The sequence below is a fragment of the Corallococcus silvisoli genome, assembly GCF_009909145.1.
GTDB lineage: Bacteria > Myxococcota > Myxococcia > Myxococcales > Myxococcaceae > Corallococcus > Corallococcus silvisoli.
The window spans coordinates 475434-495618 of the sequence record NZ_JAAAPJ010000001.1 but is presented as its reverse complement, the minus strand read 5'-3'; the positions used below and the strand labels follow the sequence as shown (position 1 = coordinate 495618).

The following is a 20185-nucleotide window of genomic DNA, read 5'->3' as shown; positions in this document are numbered from 1 at the left end:
CTCCCCCACCTCCACGCCACCCCGACCTCCGACAGGAAAAAGTCCCCGTGCGATTCCTCCTGCTCTCCCTCTTCTGCCTGGTGCCCGGCCTCGCGCGCGCCCAGGCCGAGGAACTCGAGAACCCCGGCACCGTCTCCGCGGTGCAGGACCGGCTGTACCGCATGCACCACGAGCTGTCGCTCGGCGTGGGCGTGCTGCCCGCGGACGCCTTCTACAAGGGCCTCATCGGCACGGTCGGCTACACGTACCACTTCAGCGACACCTTCGCGTGGCAGGTGGGTCGCGGCACGTACAGCTACAACGTGCAGACCAGCCTGCGCCGCCAGCTGGAGCGCGACTTCGAGGCGTCCCCCACCGCCACCGCATTCGAGGACCAGGTGCAGTGGATGGTGGGCAGCGACCTCGTGTGGAGCCCGCTGTACGGCAAGACGTCCTTCGTCAACTCGAACGTCATCCACTTCGAGGTCTCCCTGCTGGCCGGCGGCACGGTGGTGAAGATCCACCGCAGCGACGGCTTCCGCCCCGCCGTCAACCTGGGCCTCGGCGTGCGCGTGTTCTCCAGCCGCAACGTGTCCTTCCGCCTGGACGTGACGAACAACACCGTCTTCGCGGGCACGTCGCGCATCATCAACGTGCCCACCGTCCAGATTGGAACGGCCTTCAACTTCGGCGCCACCGAATGACGTCCCGCCCACTCATCGCCGCCGCGCTCGCCAGCGCCGCGCTCATCGTGTTCCCAACGGCCGTCCGCGCCGCACCGGACGCGGGCATGCCGCCCATGCCGCCCCCTCCTCCCGCCACCGCCAAGGCCCCCGCCGCGGCCAGCGCCGACGCGGGCACCCCGGGTCCCACGGACGCGGGCACCGTCGCGGGTGCGCCCGCGCCCGCCAAGGCCCCCGTCGCGGCAGCCCCGCCGCCCCCGCCGCAGAAGGTGCCGCCGGAGACCTTCGACAAGGCGCTCCAGGCGTACTTCGACGGCAAGCCGCGCGACGCCGCCGGCCCGCTGTACGCGTGGCTCCAGTCCACGCCGCGCACGGACGACAACTACGCGTGGGGCCAGTACTTCCTCGCGCGCAGCCTCATCGACCTGGGCCTCACCCACGCGGGCGCGACGTACCTGGCGCGCATCGCTCGCGAGCGCACCAACCCCAACGTGCTGCCGCGCGCGCTGGACGCGCTGAAGGGCCTGACGGACCGGCCGCACGACGAGGTGATGATCGACGAGCAGGTCTTCGGCGCGCTCGACCTGGGCTTCCTCCCGGATGAGACGGGGGCCTACGCGCACTACCAGCAGGGCCTGGTGGACCTGCGCGTGGGCAACGAGCGCTGGGCGGGCACGCACTTCTCCAAGCTGCCGGAGACGAGCGCGGAGGCCAGCCGCGCGAAGTTCGCGCTGCTCGTCACCCGGCTCAAGCAGGTGAAGGATCCGCCGGACGAGATGGTGAAGGACTTCCTCACGCTCTCCGACGACGAGAAGCTCACCCGCGAGGCGCGCAACGAGGCGGCGCTCGCGGTGGCCCGCCTGCGCTACGAGAAGAAGGACTTCACGGGCGCGCTGGACGCGTACGGCAAGGTGAAGCTGCCCCAGCTGGACCCGGGCCGCGCCAGCCTCTACCTGGAGGAGGCGTGGACCCGATACAAGCTGGGCGACCTGCGCGCGTCGCTGGGCATCCTCACCACGCTGGACGCGCCGTCGTTCCGCGATGAGTTCATGCCGGACAAGTACCTGCTGCGCGCGCTCATCTTCCGCGACCTGTGCCACTACCTGCCCGCCAAGCGCGCGGCGAAGGAGCTGACGCGGCGGTACGCGGACTCGCTGGAGTCCGTGCGCAACCGCGAGGACCTGAGCCAGGACGCGCGCCTGCGCCGCGCCGCCAACGCGCACGGCGGCACCCAGCGCGCCGCGAAGTTCGTGTCCGTGCTGGACCTGGAGGGCGAGCGCCTGGGCCGCTACGCCGGGAGCTTCGGCGACCGGCTCTTCGGACACCTGACGCGGCTGTATGACCTGTCCCACGCGGAGGCGGTGCGCGTGTACGACGCGCGGCTGCAAGAGGCCGTGCGCCAGGAGGCGGACACGCTGCTGCGCGCCGCCGAGCAGGTGCGCCTGATGGAGTACGAGGTCGGCCTCAAGCTGTACGAGCGCGTGAAGAAGGGCGCGCAGGTGGTGGCGGCGGAGGAAGAGGAGCTGCTGTCGCCCGCCCAGGTCGCCTTCAAGTTCGACAACGAATACTGGAACGACGAGCTCAAGTCCTACCGGGTCCGCATCGAGAGCCGTTGCATCGAGGAAACCCCATGACCGGCCCGTTCTCCGGCCTCATCACCGCCGCGCTGCTCGCGGCCGCGGCCCCTGGCGCCAGCGGCCGCGTGGGCCCCAACCCCAACCCCATCGTGTCCAAGGCGAAGGAGCGCGAGGAGCTCATCGCCAAGCTCAAGCGCGACATCTTCAAGGTGGACCGCGCCATCGGCGAAACGGAGAAGCTCATCTCCAAGAGCCGCAACGCGCCCTACCTGCCGGACCTCCAGTTCCGGCTGGCGGAGCTCTACGTCGAGAAGAGCCGCTACGTGTACTACCTCCAGGCGGAGTCCCGCCCGGAGGGCGCGTCCGGCGCCATCGTCTCCCCGGAGACGCGCCTGATGAAGCAGAAGGCGGTGCAGATGTACTACCGCCTGCTGCGCGAGTACCCGGACTTCAAGGACGGCGACCAGGTGACGTTCTACCTGGCGCACGAGCAGCGCGAGCTGGGCCAGTTCGACGAGATGCTCAAGACGCTGGGGGACCTGACGCGCAAGTTCCCCAACAGCCCGCTGCGGCTGGAAGCCGAGCAGATCCTGGGCGACCACTTCTTCGACAAGGCGGACCTCGTCGAGGCGGAGAAGCACTACCAGGCCATCCTGGAGCTGCCGCCGTCGCCGGTGCACGACCTGGCCCGCTACAAGATGGGCTGGATCCGCGTGAACCAGGCCAAGCACGGGGAGGCCGTCACCTTCTTCGAGGCGGCGGCCGCCAGCGCGCCCCTGCCCGGCGTGGACGTGAAGAAGGCGCTCAACGTGAAGCGCGAGGCGCTGCTGGACCTGGTCTACAGCTACACGGAGGCCAAGCCCGCCAAGGGCGCGCTCAACTACTTCGAGAAGCTCAGCGACAGCCGCGCCACGTACGCGCTCGCGCTGGACAAGCTGGGCAACCGCTACTTCATCAAGCAGCAGTACGAGTGGGCCATCCCCGCGCTGCGCAAGCTGATGCAGGTGCAGCCGGATCCGGAGCTGGACCTGGAGCGCGGCCAGAAGCTGTATGACTCGCTCAAGGCCGCCAAGGGCAAGGTGATGCCGGAGCCGGAGGACATCCGCTTCCTCGTCCGCGCCGCGGTGGAGAGCAAGACGGATCCGGAGCTGGCGGAGACGGAGCGCAAGAAGCAGCTCGCGGAGCTGGAGGAGATGGCGCGCGACCTGTCCACGCAGGTGCACCTGGCGGCGCAGAAGGCGGACTCGCGCGAGCTGTACGTGAAGGCCGCGGACGCCTACCGCGAGTACCTGGGGCTGTTCCGGCCGGAGCAGTACGTGCGGCCCATCATGAAGAACCGCGCGGACGCGCTCTTCGCGGCCAAGGAGTTCCCGGAGGCCGCGCGCCAGTTCGAGGAGCTGGCCCGCTACGAGGACAAGGCCAAGGACCCCAAGGCCGTGGACACGGCGATGTACGGCGCGCTCCTGGCCCACTTCTCCACGCTCAAGCCGGAGGAGGCCCTGAAGCGCAACGCCTTCGAGGTCGCCGACGCGCGGCAGGCGCTGAAGCTGCTGGGCGCGACGTACGTGTCGCGCTACCCGCAGAGCCCGCATGTGCTGGACGTGAAGTTCAACATCGCGCGCGCCTACTACGAGGACGGCGACTACCCGAAGGCGGCGGAGCTGTTCACCGCGTTCGCGCTGGCGCACCCCCAGTACAAGGACGCGCCGGTGGCGGGCAACCTGGCCCTGGACAGCCTCCGGCAGGTGAACGACTTCAAGAAGCTGGATGAGACGGGCCGCAAGTTCCTGGCGTCCGCGCTGCCGTCCGGCTTCCGCGGCGAGGTGCAGAAGATCCTCACGCAGAGCAAGGCGGAGGCGCTGGACGAGCTGGCCCTGCAGAGCGCGCAGGAGACGGGCGACGTCATCGAAGGCCTGATGAAGGTCGCGGACGAGAACAAGAACTCCGACATCGGCGAAAAGGCGCTCTACGGCGCGTTCACCGCCGCGCGCGAGAAGCGCGACCTGCCGCGCGAGCGCGAGCTGGCCACGAAGCTGGTGCAGTCCTACCCGAAGAGCCAGTACGTGTCGGACGTGCTCCTGACGGTGGGCCGGCACGCGGCGGAGGCGGCGGCCTTCAACGAGGCGGCCGGCTGGTTCGAACAGGTGGGCCAGAAGCTGGGCGGCGACCTGGCGGCGGTGGACGGCTGGATGGCCGGCGCGCGGCTGCGGCTGGCGCTGGGTGAGTACAAGGAAGCGTCCCGCAACCTGGAGACGGCGGCGGAGACCGCGGGCGCGCGCAAGGGCGAGGTGCTCGCGCTGCTCGCCGAGACGCGCCTGAAGCAGAAGGACTACGCGCGGGCGAAGACGACCGCGGAGTCCGCGCTGCGGCTGGACAAGAACAACGTGGCGGCCGCCGCGGTGGTCGCGGAGGTGCAGGCGACGACGGCGCCCACCGCCAGCCCGGACGCGCTCATCGCCACCCTCACCACGGCGGTGCAGGGCCCCAACGGCCAGACGGAGGAGGCCGCCAAGGGCCTGTGGTACCTGGGGGAGATCCTCTACCGCGGCTACAAGGACCTGCCCGCCGACAAGGTGGAGGAGAAGGTCGCGGCGCTCCAGGCGATGGAGGGCGTGTACACGCAGGCCGCGTCGCTCGGGTATCCGGAGTGGGCGGTGGCGTCGCTGTGGAAGATCGCGCTCGCGTACGGCCACATCGCGGACGTGGTGGACCAGACGCCGGTGCCCGGCGGGCTGTCCGCCGCGGAGACCAAGCAGTTCCAGGAGGCGGTGAGGCAGCAGGTGGGCCCGCTCAAGGCCCGCTCGGAGGAGGCCTTCAAGGCGTGTCTGTCTCGCGCGGAGTCGCTGGAGGTCTTCAACGAGGCGGTGGTGGGCTGCCGCAACCGCACGGACGTGGCCGCGCTGCCGGTGCCGCAGCCCGCGGCGCCCACGCAGCCCGCGGCGCTGGAGGACCTGCGCAAGAAGGCGGAGAAGGTGCTGAGCGCCGAAGCGCTGGAGGCCCTGGGCATGGGCTACCTGGACGCGCACCAGTACGGCATGGCGCAGCTGACGTTCGGCCGGGTGACGGAGCTGCAGGACACGCGCGCCTCCGCGCACGCGGCGCTCGGCTGGGCCATGCTCAACATGGGTGACGCGATGGGTGCCCGGGCCGCGTACGCCAAGGCGCTGGAAGCGGACCCCACCTACGACAAGGCCCGCCTCAACCTGGCCGCGCTGCGCTGCCGCTTCGGCGACACGGACGGGGCCCGGCGGGAGCTGGCCGTGCTCAAGGACATGGGCACGCTCAATGGCCCGGACGTGGACGCGGGCTGGAAGGCATGCAAGTGAGCGCGTCCTTGCGGCTCATCGCCCCGATGCTGGCCGTGCTCGCCACCGCGTGTGGTGGCGAGGGCGGCCGGCTGGAGGGCAGCGTGACGGAGCTCCTGGACCTGCGCTACCAGCGCACGGAGGCGGGGCTCGCGGAGGGCACGCTGGCGGTGAGCTTCGTCAACACACAGGGCAGCGGGCAGGACGTGGTGTTGAAGGTGAGCGCGCGGGTGGCGGACATGCTGCCGGACGGGGAGTACGCGGGCTCGCTGGACATCGACCTGGCGCAGGCGCTGGCGGACGGCTCGCAGCGGGGCAGCGTGGACCGCAGCGTGCTGGACGAACCGGTGCGCCCCTTCCCGCCGCTCGTGCGGGGAAACCTCTTCGTGAAGTCCCTGCCGAAAACCACCGGGGACCGCGTGTCCGGCGAGTTCAACGTCACCTTCGCCAACGGCACCGACGTCTACTCCGGCCGCACCATCTTCAGCCGTTTCGAGGCAACCGCTCCATGAAGCGCTACCTGCTGCTCACCCTGCCCCTCCTCGCCGGCGCCTGCGGCCCGCGCTACGGCATGCGCGTACCGGATCCGCTGGTGAAGAAGCTGCCGTACGAGACGCGCATCGAGCTCCTGGAGTCGGAGAACGACCTGGCGCTGGCCATCGACCGGGTGGACGAGGCGGACAACGAGGTCAACCGCGCGCGCGACAACATCCGCCGGGCGAAGTCCCGCCAGGAGGCCGCCGAGGCCGAGGAGGACCGCGCCCCGGACGCGTCGTCGCGAGAGGTCGCGCAGCTGGCCATCGCGGAGTCCGAGTCCCGCGTCCAATACCTGCGCGCGCACCAGCGCCTCAACGTGGGCCTGCGCGAGGTGGAGAAGCTGTCCCTGCGCTGCGCCTTCGCCCGCTTCGAGCTGGCGCGGCTGACGGCCGCGCGCAAGGCGAAGGTGCAGGGCAGTGAGCGCCTGGAGCCGAAGGACTTCGAGGAGCAGGTGTCCAGGTGCGAGGCCGCGGTGAAGGAAGAGCGCGCCGGCCTCGCGCAGGACACGAAGGAAGCGCAGACGGCGAAGGAGGCGTGGGAGGTGAAGAAGGCCGCCCTGGCCAAGAAGACCTTCGACGCCCGCGCAAGCCCGTACGTGGAGAACCTGTGATGACCAAAGCCGGCGTCCTCCTCCTCCAGCTGCTCACGGCCCAGGCCCCCGCCCCGGAGGCGTCTCCAGCGGAGAAGCCCGCCGCGGCCCCGCGCGCGGACAAGCTCCCGGACAACCCGGATGCGCTCTACAAGCTGGCCACCGCCTTCCTGTCGCAGAACCAGCCGCGCCGCGCGGTGGCGCCGCTGACGAAGCTGGTGGGCCTGACGCCGGACGGCGTGCCCGCGAAGGTGGCCCTGGCGCGGGCGCTCCGGCTGTCGGGCGACGTGCCCAAGGCGAAAGCGGTGCTGGACGCGGCGCTGGCGGTCTTCCCGGACGAGGCCACGCTGCGCTCGGAGCGCGGCCTGCTGGCGCGCATCCAGGACGACACGGACGAGGCCATCTCGCAGTACTCGGTGGCGACGGAGCTGGCGCCGCAGGACGCGGAGCTGCGCTTCAACCTGGGGGAGGTCCTCCAGCGCGCCAACCGCACGGACGACGCCATCGAGGCCTACCGGGAGGCGCTGAAGCTGGACGGCGGGCTCCAGGTGGCGCGGGTGAACCTGGGCAAGGCGCTGGCGGAGAAGGGGCTCCACGCCGAAGCGAAGGAGACGCTGCGCGAGGCCATCCGCCAGAAGGACGGTGACGCGGAGGCGCACTACAACCTGGGCGTCGTGCTGATGCGGGAGAACGACGTCACGGGCGCCTTCGCGGAGTATCAGGCCGCGATCAAGGCGGACCCGAAGCACGCGCGGGCGCAGAACAACCTGGGCGTGGTGCTGGACGGCCAGGGCAACGCGCGCAAGGCGGCGGAGGCGTTCCAGAAGGCCATCACGTTGGATCCGAAGTACGCGGAGGCGCACTTCAACCTGGGGCTCGCGTGCTTCCAGCTGGGAGAGAACGCCCGGGCGACGAAGGCCTTCGAGAAGGCGCTGCTGCTGGAGCCCCGGCGCGCGAGCGGACCGTACACGCAGCTGGGCCAGCTCTACCTCGCGCAGGGCAAGAAGACGCAGGCGGTGGACGCGTTCCAGAAGGCCATCGAGAAGAGCGCCGACGACGGCAAGAAGACGACGGAGGCGTACCAGGGCCTCGCGCGCGCGTACCTGGCGCTGGGCAAGGTGGATGACGCGGTGGCCACGCTGAAGACGGCGGTGGAGACCTTCCCGGACGAGCCCGGCACGCGCTCGGGCTATGGCGACGCGCTCAAGGCCAAGGGCGACCTGGACGGCGCCATCGCGCAGTACACGGCGTGCGTGAAGCTCCAGCCCACGGTGGAGAACCGGCTGGCGCTGGCGGAGGCGTACGCGAAGAAGCACGTGAGCGCCCAGGCGCGGCCCCTCTACGAGGCCGTCCTCCAGGAGGATCCGAACCACCGCGCGGCGAAGCTGGCGCTCGCGGACCTGCTGCTCGCCATGGGGGACTACACGGCGGCGGAGAAGCTGCTGACGCCCGCGCAAGGCGAAGAGGCGGACACGGGGGCCCTGGCGAGGCTGGGCATCCTGCACTCGCGGCTGGGCCGGCCGGACCTGGCGGTGTCGGAGCTGGAGGCGGTGGTGGCGAAGGACCCCGCGCAGCTGGAGGCCCGCGCGGAGCTGGGCTTCCTGTACCTGCGCGGCGGTGACGAGCCCAAGGCGTTGCAGGTGCTGAGCGACGTGCTGGCGGTGGAGCCGCGCAACTCGCTGGGGCTGCTGTACCTGGGCCACACGCTGTACCGGCAGGGCAAGTTGCCGGAGGCGGAGAAGGCCTTCCGGGGCGCCTCGCAGGTGGACGCGAGCGCGGGAGAGCCCCACTTCGCGCTGGCGCAGCTGCTGGAGGCCACCAACCGCAAGGATGAGGCGAAGAAGGAGTACGCGGCCGCGGTGCAGCTGCAGCCGGACCACGCGGACGCCAAGCAGGCGCTGAAGAAGCTGGCCGCCGACACGCCGTGACGTCCGTCGCGGGGAGCGCTCCTCCCCGCCACAGGGCCGCCGGCTCGAAGTCGATGGCCTACTCGCGGCCACGCAGGAGGTTCTCGGGCAGCCGCGGGCCCGTGGGCGTGGGCCTGGGTGGCTCCGCCCGTGTCCCGCCGAAGGGGTAGCGCGCCTCCGCGTGGACGCCGAACGCGTCGCCTCCGGCGCTCGCCAGGAGCACGAGGTCTTCGTCAGGGCCCGAGTCCGCGGCCAGCCCCAGCGTCCAGGGGACTTCGTGGACGTCCGCGTCCAAGACGATGGGCGACGTGGGGCCTTCCCGGAGCACCGCGCGCGGCGGCACGCGCAGGGAGACCTCCACGGGCGCGGTGAAGCCCGGGCTCCGGTCCAGCCGCGCGACGAGCCGCACGGTGTCCACGCTGGACTCCACCAACCGCCACGACACTCGCAGCGGCGCGGGGATGCGGGCGGTGACGGGAGGCATGGCGGACCGCGCCTGCGCTTCAGGCGTGCCGTCCTCCGTGGCGCGCGCGAGCGCCACCGGCACGGGAGAAGACTCGACGGTGGGGTGATGCGTCTTCACGAGGGCGTGTCTGGCGGACGGGCCCGCGTGCGATGGCGGATCCCAGGTGTCCCTCCGTTGCGGCGGCAGGGCGACCAGCCGGGATGAGGCCAGGAGGGTCTCTCCGACGCGCGCGGGCACCTCTTCCGTCCGGGGTCGCGCTTCGGACGCGCGAGGCAGCTTCTTGCGGCGCGCGCGGTCCACGCTCGTGGCCATGCCCGCCGACACCGCGCCGATGAGGGCCAACACCAGCGCCGCGCCCGCGACCCGTCTTCGCAAGGGAGACCGGAGGAGGTTCGTGGGCACGGCCAGACGGCTTCGCGGCTTCCAACGCGGGAGTCTCATGGGCACAGGGGTTCGTGGCTGGGATATGGGAAGGCAGTGGCGGGTTCGGTGGCCGAGTCCACCAAGGCTTGGGGAAAGCCCTGGCACACCAATGCGTCCAGGAAGTCCGCGAGGAAGGGCGAGGGCCTGCCCGTGTCCACCACGTTCGCGAGCGCGCCCTTCGCATCCCGGGTCCAGGTGTGCCGCGTGTAGCCGCGTGCCCAGGGGGCCCGGTTCATCGCGGGCGCGGAGAGCGCGTCGTACAGCGGTTGGCTCGACGGCGTGCCGGCGGCCGTCCGGTAGAGGATGGCGGCGACCTCGTTCTCATCCACGGACTGGAGCAGCCCGTCCTCCGCGTGGGGCCGCGTCCAGGGACTCACCGACGAGGCGCGCGCGGACAGGTCCACCCAGAACAGCGTCCCGCCCTGCCGGTCGTAGTAGCGCGGGCTGCGCCGTGCGTCGGCGCTGAACCACGTGGCCCAGCCCTCGCTCCACGCCTGCCCCGGGAAGGTGGGCACGCCCACGTAGTGCGGACCGCCCTCCTCCGGGCTGGTGCCCCGGCTGGCCATCACCCAGTGCCCCAGCTCGTGCATCACCATCGCGTCGGACCACCACGCCGCATCCGAGTCCCCGGGCAGCCACAGCTGCGCGCTCCAGCTCCGGCCCACCGCCGTCACGCGCCAAGGCGCGAAGCACGCCCCGCAGGACCACTCCGTCCCGAAGCCCAGCCACGCCACCACGGGCAGTCCGTCCCGCCCGCCGTAGCGCTCGCGCATGCGGCGCCACGCCGTGCCCAGGACGTCGAACACGGCCGCCGCGCCCGAACCCTCGGACTCGCCAACGGTGAAGTCGGGGCCGGTCGACAGCTCGCGCAGCGTGCGCGTCCAGCTCCAGATGCGGGCCGCGTCGCCGGGCACGGCCGTCATCGGCTGCGCGCCCGGCAGTCCGGGGTCCGCCACCGCGTAGGCCACCGCGCCGTCGCGCCCTCGCCCCGCCGCGTACACGACGACGCGGTCGTCCTCCTGGAAGGTGGAGGGCACCTTCAACGTGAAGCGCCCGGCGGCGTCCGTCACCTGTGAGTCCAGCATCTTGCCGCCCTGGAAGGACACGACGAGGAAGCCCCGCGCGGGCACGGGCTCCACGTCCGAGGTCCAGGCGCGAAACGCCACGTCCGGGAAGCGACGGGCGTAGCGCACCGTGCCGCTCAGCGTGGGGCCGGGGGCACCGCAGAACCCCCGGCCCGGCGCGGCTTCACAGGCGACATCACAGGCGCGCGCGGTCCACCGGCCATTCGTGCACACCTGCAGGGCCCGCGAGTCCGTGCACCGCGAGACGCCGTCGACACACGCGGGGCCCGTGACACATGCCACCACCGGGGACTCGACGCAGACGGTGTCCTCCGCGCAGTCCTCCCGGTGCACCGCGCCGCCCTCGCAGCGCTCCAGCACGCGAGGCCCCAGGCACCGCGACGGCGCGGGGAGTTGATTACACGCCAGCGCGGGCCGGAGCGTGTCGTCGGGGAGCGAGGAGACACAGGCCACGCAGGCCGCGCCTTCGCAGTCCACGGCACAGGGCCTCAGCTCTTCGCCCGAGTCGCAGCCCGTGAGCCCCAGCACCATGAAGGCCCAGCACCACGCCCAACCACCGCGTCCCACTGTGAGGAAACCTCGTTCGAACCCGCGCCGCGCGCCGGGACTGGATGCGGTGCGGAGGACAGCACGCACGCGCCTCGGTGTCTGGCGGGGACGGGCGGCCCACGGCCTCCCTGCCCGTCTGCTCATCCAGGAGCGGGCCTTCGTACGGCCCTCGGACGGTCGGAGCGACCGGCACGCAGCGGCACCAGCTATCGCGCGGGAGACTCCGTGCGCTCGAGGAACGCGGCCAGCAACGCCCGCCGCTCAGGCTCCTCCAGCACCCCGTCCAACGCGGGGAACAGGTACGTCTCCTCGCGCAGGGAGTGGTGGTGCTCCAGGTGCTTGAAGGTGCTCTCCATGTCGAACACCCGGAGCACCGCGCGGCGGAAGTCCGGTGCGCTCGCATCCAGCGCGTCCACCGCCTCCTGGCACTTCGCCAGCAGCTCCCGCATGCGCTGGTGTTCTCCGGTGAAGAGCTCCGGCGCGGCCCCTCGAATCCTCCCGGCCCGGGGAAGCTCCGGCAGGAGCAAGGCCTCCTCCGCCTCCAGGTGCCGCGTCAGCTCCTCGCGATAGCGCGCGAGCCGTTCACGGGCGGCGGGCAGGTCCATGCCCATCAGCGCTTCCTGGTGCAGGAGGAACCGCTCCTCCAATTCGCGGTGGAGCGCGCCCAGGCTGACGAAGTCGGTGGGGACGGCCATCCGCGCCCTTCAGTGCACCTTGTCGTCACGCACGTTGGCCTCGCGGGCCATCCGGGGACGCGGCGTCACCATGCGGGCCACGCCGGAGTAGAGCTGATCCTCCGTGTAGACCTTGCGCACGCGGCGGTGCGACGCGCGCGGGTGGTAGGCGGGGCCTGGACGCTCCAGCCATTGCAGCACGCGCACCTCGCCCGAGTGCGCCAGCGCGGCGAGCAGCGCCTCCGGGCACACCTTCAGGTAGCGCCGCACCAACGGCCGCAGCCGGCGCCCGAAGTCCGCGCCCAGCTTCGCGTGACGGCGGCCCGCGTGCAGCGTGCCGTCGAAGCGCAGCGAGATGTGGAAGAGCTCGTGCATCAGCGTCTCCAGCCGCGCCTTCGCGGTGGAGCCCCGGAAGAAGAGGGGCCGGAGGGTGATGCAGTACAGGATGCGGCGGCCCCGGATGCGGACCACCGGCTTGCGCCGCCCCGCCTTGTCGATGCTCTTGCCGCCCTTGAAGCACAGGGGCTTCACCGTGCCGCGCGACGCCCGCCGGGCCTCGCCCGCGACCACCAGGATGCGTCCCACCTTCACGTGGCCGAACTCGGGCATGCGGGCGGAGATGTCCCGGATGAGGGAGCGCAGGGTCCGGTTGAAGTTGGGACGTCGGGGAGCCACGGTTGGTGGACAGTCTAGCGGAAAACCCCTTGGGACCAGCCCCTGCCATCCCCAGAATGTCCTCCGTGAATCGCTCGAACCGCCTCCTGGCCCTGGTATCCGTGCTGTTCACCCTCTCCGGGTGCGCCTCCGCCCCGGTCCGCTCCGCCAGTGGCCCCCCGGCGCTCACGGCCCAGGAGACCGCCGTGGTGTCGCAGGGGATCACCGACGCCACGGTGCGCTACACCGGACAGGTGACGGGGAGCGCCACCGGCGTCCTGGAGCGCGCCGACTACGAGCTCGTCGCCGACGGACAGGTGGTGAAGACGGGCTCCGCGAAGCTGGATGTGCCGTTCGCGCCGGGCACGCCCGCGGACTTCTCCTTCGAGGAGAAGTCCTCCTATGTGAAGGGCCCCGAGGACCTGACCCGCCTGAGCGCCCAGGGCGGCACGGTGCTCATCGCGTTGCGCGGCACGCTGGTGGTGCGCTCCGGCGACCGCGAGGACACCCTGCCCTTCGCCGCCAGCCGCGCCGTGCGAGTGCCCCGCCTGCCGGTGGTCATCGTGGAGAGCCTGGATGGCGCCCGCTACTCCCCGGAGGAGGTGCAGATCAACCTCCGGCTGGGCGTGCGCAACCCGAACCCGTTCCCGCTGCGGCTGGAGTCGCTGACGTATCAGGTCGCCGTCGCGGACCGGCCGCTGGAGGAGGGGACGACCGGGCAGGCGGACACGGTGGATGCCTCCGCCACGGGCGTCTACCCGGTGGAGGTGGCGGTGACGGCGCAGTCGTGGGGCCCGGGCGTCAAGGCGCTCATCTCCAAGGGAGCGCTGCCCTTCAGCGTGAAGGGCGAGGTGAAGGGCCCCATGTTCCAGGTCCCCTACTCCCTCAAGGGTGACGTGAAGCTGAACGTGTCCCGCTAGACTGGGGCGCGCGCGTGCCCATCTATCTGTTGAGTGACGAGGAGCCGGAGCTGTTCCCACCGCCGGGCAAGGCGGACAAGAGCGGTCTGCTCGCGGTGGGCGGAGACCTGCGGCCGGAGCGGCTGGTGGCGGCCTACTCACAAGGCATCTTCCCCTGGTACAGCGAGGGGCAGCCCATCCTGTGGCACTCGCCGGATCCGCGCTTCGTGCTGGAGCCCGCCAAGGTTCACGTGGGGCGTTCGCTGCGCAAGGTGATGAACCGGGGCACGTATACGGTGCGCTACGACACGGCGTTCGCGAAGGTCATCGACGCGTGCTCGCGCGTGCACCGGCCGGGGCAGGACGGGACGTGGATCACGGATGCGATGAAGCAGGCGTACGTCCGGCTGCACGAGCTGGGGCTGGCGCACTCGGTGGAGGCGTGGGACGGAGAGGTGCTGGTGGGCGGGCTGTACGGCGTGTCGCTGGGCGCGGCGTATTTCGGGGAGAGCATGTTCGCGCTGGCGCCGGATGCCTCGAAGGTGGCGTTCGCCACGGCGGTGGAGCGCTTCCGGCAGTGGGGCTTCCAGCTCATCGATTGTCAGGTGGAGACGGAGCACCTGGAGCGCTTCGGCGCGGAGTCCTGGCCGCGCAAGCGCTTCCTGGCGGCGCTCGTCCAGGCGTTGAAGGAGCCCACCCGGCGAGGAGCTTGGACGGAGTAGGCTTCACGGAATGGAAGCGCACCGCACCCGAGGTACTGCCAGAACACCGGCGACGGCACGGTCAGCGTCCCAGCGCTGAAGCTGCTCAAGACGTATCACGGCGGCAACGCGCAGCAGACTCACGCGAGAACGATCCTCACGGGCCCCTGCGCGCTACGCGGGAGTGGGCCACTCTCGGAAGGGCGTCCAACTGCTGCGTGGAAGCCCCTCAATCGAGAGAATACGCGCGCAATGCTCATCGAAGTATCTGAGCATCGCATAGGCATCGAACAAGAAGCGTCCTTGCCTCGCATCCTCCAGCATCACGACCCTCAGAACAAAAAGGTCCTCGGCACGACGTACCAGTTCAACCTCGAAATCAGGTCGAGACATAGCGCCCCCCAGACGAGCAAGCTCATCCGTGGAAATGGCAGCCACCGCGCCATCCGTCTTGACCTCCCATTCCTGAAGCCGTCTCCCATCACCCATTTCCCTCGCCAGGGGAAACTTGACTTTCACAACGTCAGCCGAGGCCTTTGAATAGTCATCAACCATGGCGCCCCTCAGGACTTAAAAACACTCCAACGCACAGAAGCATTCAGGGAAGTGCGCAAGCACCTCACCCAGGCTGAGCGGAGCCAACCCACGCGCCTGCGCCGACCTACCCTCCGAGCCAATCAAGAGTCATGTCTCATCAGCCGCGGATATAACTCGCCACGAGCTGAAACTCGTAGGCGAATGCAACTCGGACGCCCGCATCCTCGAAAACGAAACTCTCATCCACAGCACAGACAGTCGGACTTCTCAAACTCCACAGTGTCGGTGCTCTTATCTCCATGCAGCCCAGAAGCACGAGATACCCTCGTCGACCATCCCTGGCGGACAACTCAACCACGAGCCGATCATGCGTGGGACTGAAGTCCCAAAGGCGTCCGGTGCCGCCCTCGTACTCCGAAAGCCTGTGATTGAACTCTGGAACACTCGCGCCAATCATTCTTTCCTCGCCAGCCAGGAGATGGTCCACCCGTCACGGCATGCCTGGAACGGCTTCCGGCGCGGATCACCCACGCGCCGGGATTCCCATGCGAGCCTTCACACGACGGCTGGGCAGCGGCGCAACGCTTCTTGCCAGAGGCGTTCGAACGCCTCCGCTGACATGGCGTGCTCCGCCTCCAACCCCAACTCCGAAAAGGGCTGATCCGCCAGCCATTCGCGATGTGCGTCGTCGCCCCACCGCCACACTTCGCCATGGACCTCGACCTGACGACTCGGCCACCCGTCGCTGACTTCCAGGTAGGCCATTCCCTCGCCCAGATCGGATTCGGCGGCGTGCTGAAAGTATTGCTTCATCGACGAGCCCCCCTTGAGCGCATGAAGCGAGGCCCGCGACTCCGACGCCTCGATGCTTCCTACTTCTTGCACGGAGACAGCGTGCGCTTCGCGTGGAGCAGATCCTCCTCCGTGGGGCTCGCGTAGCGCACGACCTTGGGCGGGGCCTTGAGCTTCTGGAAGTCGTAGGCGTAGAGCACGCCCATCTCCCGGCTCAGGACGTAGCGCAGGCCGGTGAAGTCCCAGAGCCCTCCGAAGAGCTGCCCTCCCGGCTTCAACGGCTGCAAGGCCGTGCCCTCCGGCGCGCGCGCGAACAGGATCGACACGTCGTCCGTCGCCCAGTTGCACGGGTTGCTGCCATTGCGGTGCAGATAGGACACCGTCAAATCAAACGCGCCCGCGCCCTCCTCTCCCGTCACGCCGAAGTACTCCCACAGCCGCGCGCAGCCCGGCGACGCGCAGTCCTGCGGCGGCAGGTGCTCCGCGTAGTCCGGGGGGATGCCGTCCGTCTCCTTGCCCGTCAGGCTGCGGTTGGGCCGGCGCAACACACAGCCCGTGGGCTCTTCCTTCTGCCTGAGCACGATGGGCGTGCCCGCGAGCCGGCCCGGAGGAAGCACCTCGCACTCCATCGCCAGCTCCGCCATCAAGAACGTCTGCCGGTCCTCGTCCGTGCCCATCCGCGCCGCCCACCACGCGATGGGCGTCCCCTTGCACGCCTTCGACTTCTCCTTGCCGAACACCCAGAGGGTCGCCTTGCTGGTGTCCGGAGCCCCCAGCTTGCGCGCCATGTCCGCCGGCACCGGCTTCACGCCGGAGCGGCTGCGCTCTCCCCCCTTGAAGAACTTGTCCTTCGAGGCCGGGATGATGGCCTGGTGCACCAGCCAGCCCAGCCGGTCGATGCCCACCTGCGCCATGGGCGTCACCGGCAGGAACTCCGGCTTCGCCGGGCAGCCCCGGTCCGGCTCCGGCATGTCCACCACCACCGCCGAGCCGTCGTCCACCTGCGCCCAGGCGGCCCGCGGGCCCACCGTCAGCGCCAACACCAGCGCGAATCCCGCGCGCATCGCTCCGTTCATCATCGTCCGTCGGACCTCCACCCACGGTCATACCGCAAGCAGGCCCCACCGGGCGCGTGGCTTCAGCGCTGCTTCTTCCCCGCGGCCTTCGCCTTGGCCTTCACCGGCGCCACGACGCCCGCGTCCGGGGCGGGCACGTCCGACACCGTCGCGTCGGCCGCGTCCTCCTTCGCGGGGGCCTCCGGGGGCGCCTCCACCTCCGCGCGGTCCTCCAACGGCACGCGCCCCACCCCGCGGTTGAACAGCTCCCACAGCGCCTTGTGGTGCCCGGCCCGGTCCGTCTTCCCCGACAACACCAGCCCCGCGCCGCTGTAGCTCACCGTCAGGCCCGGCGGCATCCCCGCCATGAAGTCCTCCAACTGCGCCTGGAGCTGCGGCACCGCGAACGTCAGATCCAGCTCCCGCGCCAGGAACGCGTGCGTGCGCATGAGGTCCCTCAGCGCCAGCCGACAGGCGTTGTCCTGCACCGTCGCCGTCAGGCTCCGCTCCAGCCCTTCCACGACCTTCAGGTCCGGGCACGCCTTCTTCGCCGCCGCGAGCGGGGCCACGTGCGGTTGCAGCTCGATGGGCCCCACCATCACGCGCCACACGGCGAAGCGCCCCTCCGCGTAGAGGAGCACGTTCGCGACGCCCGGCTTGTGCGGCGTCAGGAGCAGCTCGCCGCTCTGGGCCAGCGCCTCCGCCGTCACCACTGCGGGGTCCTCCGACTCCGCCCAGTCCACCGCGGTGAGCCTCTGGAAGGTCTCCTTGCCGGGCTCCAGCGTCACCGCCTGGTCCACCGGCCAGGCCAGGGCCGCCGCGGGCGCCAGCAGGCCCAGCAGTCCGCCAATGACGTACATCCGACGTCCCCGCATGGTGCCTCCCGTCAGAGTGGTATGCCCCTCTAGCACGGGATAAGAACCACTCCCTATGCCTACCTGGACCCTCTGGGTCGCCTGCCTGGCCCTCTGCTTCATGAGGTCCCTGGTCGCCGCCGCGGAGTCCGCGCTCTATGGGACCTCCGACCTGCGCGCCCAAGAGCTCGCCGAGGAGAGCAAGAGCAGCGCCGCCCGCCGGGTGCTCCGCCACAAGACGGAGCGTGAACCCGCCGCCACCGCCCTGCGCCTGGGCATGGTGCTCTCCGGCTTCCTGGCCGCCGCCATTGGCGCCTTCGTCCCGCCGCGCCTGCTGGACTTCAGCCGCTACGGCGAGGCCGCCTGGGTGCCCATCGCCACCGTGTGCGCGGGCGCCCTCTTCGTCGGAGTGCTCGCCAGCCTGATGGAGGTGACGCTGCGCGGGCTCGCCAACGGCAACCCGGAGCGCTGGGCCCTGCGCCTTGCCTCGCTGGTGTCGTTCCTGGTGGCGGTGCTCTACCCGCCCATGCGCCTGATGCTGGGCCTGCTCAACCTGGGCGCCCGCACCTTCGGCCGCACCCTGCGCTTCGAGCCGCCGCCCCCGCCGCTGGAGGAGCTGGAGAAGCTGCTCGCCGCCCAGGCCGCCCGCAACGAGGTGGACAAGAGCGCCCCGCAGCTCATCCGCTCCATCTTCGAGCTGTCCGACAAGCGCTGCCGCGACGTGATGGTCAACCGCACGGACGTCGTCTCCGTGGACGTCACCACCCCGCCGGACGAGGTGCTGCGCATCCTGGCGGAGGAGAACCACTCACGCATCCCCGTGTACCACGACGACGTGGACCACATCGTGGGCGTGCTGCACGCGCGCGACCTCATCCCGCTGCTCCAGCACCCGGAGCTCATCGTCCTCCAGGACGTCATCCGCCCCGCCCACTTCGTGCCGTGGATGAAGCCCGTGGGCGACCTGCTCCGGGACATGCAGAAGCGGAAGATCCACATGGCCATGGTCGTCGACGAGTACGGCGGCTTCATGGGCGTCGTCACGCTGGAGGACATCCTCCGCGAAATCGTGGGCGACATCGGCGACGAGTTCGAGGTGGAGGAGAAGCTCGTCGAGAAGATGGCCGACGGCAGCTCGCTGGTGGACGCCGCCATGGAGGTGGATCAATTCACCCAGCTCTTCGGCTTCCCCCTGCCCGAGGGCGACTTCGACACGCTGGGCGGCTACCTGTCCTCGCTCGCGGGCCACCTGCCGGACGTGGGCGAGCGCTTCAGCTACAACGGCTGGCAGTTCGTGGTGGCCACCAAGGAAGGGGCCCGCATCGACCGCGTGCGGATGACCCGCCTGAAGAGCACCGCCCCCGGCCTCCCGGACGGACCGGGCCGCGACGGCGTCAACGGGTCGAAGGAGGACGGGCCGTCCTCGCCGCGCCACGACCCGGGCTCCGGCGCGTCCCACGACGCCAAGGGCTGAAGCGGGGCCTTCAGGGCGCCGGGCGGGGTTCGCCGCCCGGCATCCACGCGATGTCCAGCGAGCGCGCATCCCGGAAGGGCGCGCGCCGCTCGGAGCCGCCGAAGCGCAGCACCACGCCCCCCTCCAGCCGCACCGCGTGCGAGCCGGCCTCCAGCCGGCCTCCGCCCCGGGGCACGGCCAGCGGGAAGCGGACCTCCAGGGGCACCGCGCCCCCGCCGTCCAGGGGCACCCCCATCACCTGCTCGCCCGTGGCCACGCGCCGGCCATCCACCCGCAGGTCGAAGTCCACGCGGGTGAGCGAGGCCGCGTCGGAGGACGGGTTCTTCACCTGGAGCTTCAGCGTGAGCGCCCCGGCGCCGTCGCGCGCGAAGGCCACGTCCACCGCCTCCACCCGCACCGCCTCGTCGTAGGCGCGCGGCTGGAAGGGCACCGCGCCCAGACAGCCGGACAGCATGAGCCCGCCGGCCAGCGTCAGCACCGCCCGGCGCGCGTGCATCAGCCGCCCAGCAGAGGCTGGAGTGCCTCCACCGTCAGGGGCCAGCCCGCTCGGCGCGCCAGCACCTCCAGCGCCTTGATGAACTCCGCCGCGGTCTGGAAGCGGCGGGCCCGGTCCGCGAACAGCGCCTTGCGCGCCACCCGCGCCGCGTAGTCCGGCAGGTCTGGCGCCAGCGTGGCGAGCAGCGGCACGCGCGCGTCGCGCACCTGGTGCATCAGCTGCGCTTCGTTCTCCCCGGTGAAGAGGCGGCGGCCGCACCACAGCTCCCAGAGCATCACGCCCACCGCGTACAGGTCCGTCCTCGCGTCCACCGCCTGGCCCAGCACCTGCTCCGGGCTCATGTACGGGAGCGTGCCGCGCAGCGCGCCGGAGTCGCCGCGGATCATCCCCTCCACCTCCGCCACGCCGAAGTCGGTGAGCTTCACGTCGCCCTGGATGCCCAGCAGCACGTTGGCGGGGTTCACGTCGCGGTGGACGATGGTGGCGCCGTTCTCCCCCACCTTGGCGCGGTGGATGTAGTCCAGCGCCTTGAGCACGCACCACGCGATGTAGCAGGCGGACTCCGGCGGCATCGCGGCGCCGGCCTTGATCAGCAGCTCCTGCATGTAGCCCAGCGTCCGGCCACTCACGAGCTCCTGGACCATCAGGTAGTCGGGGCCGGCGCGGAACAGCCGGAACGTCCGCACGATGTGCGCGTTGCGCAGGCGCACCGTCAGCTTCGCCTCATCGACGAAGGCCTTCACATAGGCAGGGTCGTTGCGGAACGACGGGTGCAGCCGTTTGATGACCACTTCCTCGGGCTCGCCCGGGGAGCGCTGCGTCGTTTCACGGGCACGCGCCTGATACACCTCGGCCATGCCACCGACCGCCAGCCGGCCGACCACTTCATAGCCACCCAGGTCCGGAGCTTCCGCCACGGCGGGAAGTTTAACGCGGATCCACTGGGGGC

General features: G+C 70.8%; 19 protein-coding genes. 9 read left to right on the top strand and 10 right to left on the bottom strand.

Translation table 11 applies throughout. The features are described from left to right. Window positions 1-47: 47 nt before the first annotated feature. The 6 genes from GTY96_RS01925 to GTY96_RS01905 are packed head-to-tail and all read left to right on the top strand — an operon-like array spanning window position 48 to window position 8598. Window positions 48-683 (top strand): outer membrane beta-barrel domain-containing protein, encoded by a 636-nt coding sequence (locus GTY96_RS01925; RefSeq protein WP_143897946.1) that lies wholly within the window; start codon window positions 48-50, stop codon window positions 681-683. Next, entirely contained in the window at window positions 680-2296 is a 1617-nt protein-coding gene (locus GTY96_RS01920; RefSeq protein ID WP_143897944.1) for a hypothetical protein, read from the top strand. Before GTY96_RS01925 ends, GTY96_RS01920 begins: the two co-directional genes overlap by 4 nt. Continuing rightward, entirely contained in the window at window positions 2293-5565 is a 3273-nt protein-coding gene (locus GTY96_RS01915) for a tetratricopeptide repeat protein (RefSeq protein WP_143897942.1), read from the top strand. The genes GTY96_RS01920 and GTY96_RS01915 overlap by 4 nt, the downstream gene beginning before the upstream one ends. After that, window positions 5556-6056, top strand: coding sequence for a hypothetical protein (locus tag GTY96_RS37085; RefSeq protein WP_235685280.1), 501 nt, complete (start codon window positions 5556-5558; stop codon window positions 6054-6056). Before GTY96_RS01915 ends, GTY96_RS37085 begins: the two co-directional genes overlap by 10 nt. Beyond that, window positions 6053-6691 (top strand): hypothetical protein, encoded by a 639-nt coding sequence (locus GTY96_RS01910; RefSeq protein WP_143899068.1) that lies wholly within the window; start codon window positions 6053-6055, stop codon window positions 6689-6691. Before GTY96_RS37085 ends, GTY96_RS01910 begins: the two co-directional genes overlap by 4 nt. After that, a complete protein-coding gene (locus GTY96_RS01905; RefSeq protein ID WP_161663701.1) occupies window positions 6691-8598 on the top strand; it encodes a tetratricopeptide repeat protein in 1908 nt (635 codons plus the stop codon). Before GTY96_RS01910 ends, GTY96_RS01905 begins: the two co-directional genes overlap by 1 nt. Before the next feature lie 58 nt (window positions 8599-8656). Here the strand turns inward: GTY96_RS01905 and GTY96_RS01900 are convergent, their stop codons facing one another. From GTY96_RS01900 to GTY96_RS01885, 4 genes are all read right to left on the bottom strand, one after another. Beyond that, window positions 8657-9418: a hypothetical protein gene (locus GTY96_RS01900; RefSeq protein ID WP_161663700.1), complete on the bottom strand. Its 762-nt coding sequence runs from the start codon at window positions 9416-9418 to the stop codon at window positions 8657-8659. A 62-nt stretch (window positions 9419-9480) separates the two neighbouring features. Next, window positions 9481-11082, bottom strand: coding sequence for a hypothetical protein (locus tag GTY96_RS01895; protein WP_201755756.1), 1602 nt, complete (start codon window positions 11080-11082; stop codon window positions 9481-9483). A 224-nt stretch (window positions 11083-11306) separates the two neighbouring features. Next, window positions 11307-11795, bottom strand: coding sequence for a hemerythrin domain-containing protein (locus GTY96_RS01890; RefSeq protein WP_161663698.1), 489 nt, complete (start codon window positions 11793-11795; stop codon window positions 11307-11309). A 9-nt stretch (window positions 11796-11804) separates the two neighbouring features. Continuing rightward, window positions 11805-12449, bottom strand: coding sequence for a hypothetical protein (locus GTY96_RS01885; protein ID WP_143897933.1), 645 nt, complete (start codon window positions 12447-12449; stop codon window positions 11805-11807). 56 nt (window positions 12450-12505) lie between these two features. Between GTY96_RS01885 and GTY96_RS01880 the strand changes: the two genes are divergently transcribed. Together GTY96_RS01880 and aat are read left to right on the top strand one after the other, a co-directional pair. Further along, the gene (locus tag GTY96_RS01880; protein ID WP_201755755.1) at window positions 12506-13348 is read left to right on the top strand and encodes an LEA type 2 family protein; all 843 of its coding nucleotides are present in this window, start codon (window positions 12506-12508) and stop codon (window positions 13346-13348) included. Between the two features lie 14 nt (window positions 13349-13362). Continuing rightward, a complete protein-coding gene (aat, locus tag GTY96_RS01875) occupies window positions 13363-14049 on the top strand; it encodes a leucyl/phenylalanyl-tRNA--protein transferase (RefSeq protein WP_143897928.1) in 687 nt (228 codons plus the stop codon). Window positions 14050-14202: 153 nt separating this feature from the next. Here the strand turns inward: aat and GTY96_RS01870 are convergent, their stop codons facing one another. The 4 genes from GTY96_RS01870 to GTY96_RS01855 form a co-directional block, all read right to left on the bottom strand. Then, window positions 14203-14583: a hypothetical protein gene (locus GTY96_RS01870; RefSeq protein WP_143897926.1), complete on the bottom strand. Its 381-nt coding sequence runs from the start codon at window positions 14581-14583 to the stop codon at window positions 14203-14205. A 537-nt stretch (window positions 14584-15120) separates the two neighbouring features. Next, window positions 15121-15378 (bottom strand): hypothetical protein, encoded by a 258-nt coding sequence (locus tag GTY96_RS01865; protein WP_143897924.1) that lies wholly within the window; start codon window positions 15376-15378, stop codon window positions 15121-15123. A gap of 59 nt (window positions 15379-15437) precedes the next feature. After that, window positions 15438-16436 carry a hypothetical protein gene (locus GTY96_RS01860; protein ID WP_161663696.1) on the bottom strand — a complete coding sequence of 333 codons (999 nt, stop codon included), beginning with the start codon at window positions 16434-16436 and terminating at the stop codon, window positions 15438-15440. 59 nt (window positions 16437-16495) lie between these two features. Next, window positions 16496-17287 carry a hypothetical protein gene (locus tag GTY96_RS01855; protein ID WP_161663695.1) on the bottom strand — a complete coding sequence of 264 codons (792 nt, stop codon included), beginning with the start codon at window positions 17285-17287 and terminating at the stop codon, window positions 16496-16498. Between the two features lie 55 nt (window positions 17288-17342). Between GTY96_RS01855 and GTY96_RS01850 the strand changes: the two genes are divergently transcribed. Next, the gene (locus GTY96_RS01850) at window positions 17343-18740 is read left to right on the top strand and encodes a hemolysin family protein (RefSeq protein ID WP_143897920.1); all 1398 of its coding nucleotides are present in this window, start codon (window positions 17343-17345) and stop codon (window positions 18738-18740) included. A gap of 10 nt (window positions 18741-18750) precedes the next feature. On the opposite strand, the gene GTY96_RS01845 is transcribed toward GTY96_RS01850, so the two are convergent. Continuing rightward, window positions 18751-19236: an LEA type 2 family protein gene (locus GTY96_RS01845; protein ID WP_161663694.1), complete on the bottom strand. Its 486-nt coding sequence runs from the start codon at window positions 19234-19236 to the stop codon at window positions 18751-18753. After that, a complete protein-coding gene (locus GTY96_RS01840; RefSeq protein ID WP_143897916.1) occupies window positions 19236-20153 on the bottom strand; it encodes a serine/threonine protein kinase in 918 nt (305 codons plus the stop codon). The genes GTY96_RS01845 and GTY96_RS01840 overlap by 1 nt, the downstream gene beginning before the upstream one ends. Window positions 20154-20185: the final 32 nt, after the last annotated feature.

Bases quoted from the DNA above. Each gene is read 5' to 3' on its own strand.
- GTY96_RS01920 (WP_143897944.1), top strand. From the start codon at position 680: ATGACGTCCCGCCCACTCATCGCCGCCGCGCTCGCCAGCGCCGCGCTC.
- GTY96_RS01915 (WP_143897942.1), top strand. From the start codon at position 2,293: ATGACCGGCCCGTTCTCCGGCCTCATCACCGCCGCGCTGCTCGCGGCC.
- GTY96_RS37085 (WP_235685280.1), top strand. From the start codon at position 5,556: ATGCAAGTGAGCGCGTCCTTGCGGCTCATCGCCCCGATGCTGGCCGTG.
- GTY96_RS01910 (WP_143899068.1), top strand. From the start codon at position 6,053: ATGAAGCGCTACCTGCTGCTCACCCTGCCCCTCCTCGCCGGCGCCTGC.
- GTY96_RS01905 (WP_161663701.1), top strand. From the start codon at position 6,691: ATGACCAAAGCCGGCGTCCTCCTCCTCCAGCTGCTCACGGCCCAGGCC.
- GTY96_RS01895 (WP_201755756.1), bottom strand. From the start codon at position 11,082: ATGGTGCTGGGGCTCACGGGCTGCGACTCGGGCGAAGAGCTGAGGCCC.
- GTY96_RS01890 (WP_161663698.1), bottom strand. From the start codon at position 11,795: ATGGCCGTCCCCACCGACTTCGTCAGCCTGGGCGCGCTCCACCGCGAA.
- GTY96_RS01880 (WP_201755755.1), top strand. From the start codon at position 12,506: ATGTCCTCCGTGAATCGCTCGAACCGCCTCCTGGCCCTGGTATCCGTG.
- GTY96_RS01870 (WP_143897926.1), bottom strand. From the start codon at position 14,583: ATGGTTGATGACTATTCAAAGGCCTCGGCTGACGTTGTGAAAGTCAAG.
- GTY96_RS01865 (WP_143897924.1), bottom strand. From the start codon at position 15,378: ATGAAGCAATACTTTCAGCACGCCGCCGAATCCGATCTGGGCGAGGGA.
- GTY96_RS01860 (WP_161663696.1), bottom strand. From the start codon at position 16,436: ATGATGAACGGAGCGATGCGCGCGGGATTCGCGCTGGTGTTGGCGCTG.
- GTY96_RS01855 (WP_161663695.1), bottom strand. From the start codon at position 17,287: ATGCGGGGACGTCGGATGTACGTCATTGGCGGACTGCTGGGCCTGCTG.
- GTY96_RS01850 (WP_143897920.1), top strand. From the start codon at position 17,343: ATGCCTACCTGGACCCTCTGGGTCGCCTGCCTGGCCCTCTGCTTCATG.
- GTY96_RS01845 (WP_161663694.1), bottom strand. From the start codon at position 19,236: ATGCACGCGCGCCGGGCGGTGCTGACGCTGGCCGGCGGGCTCATGCTG.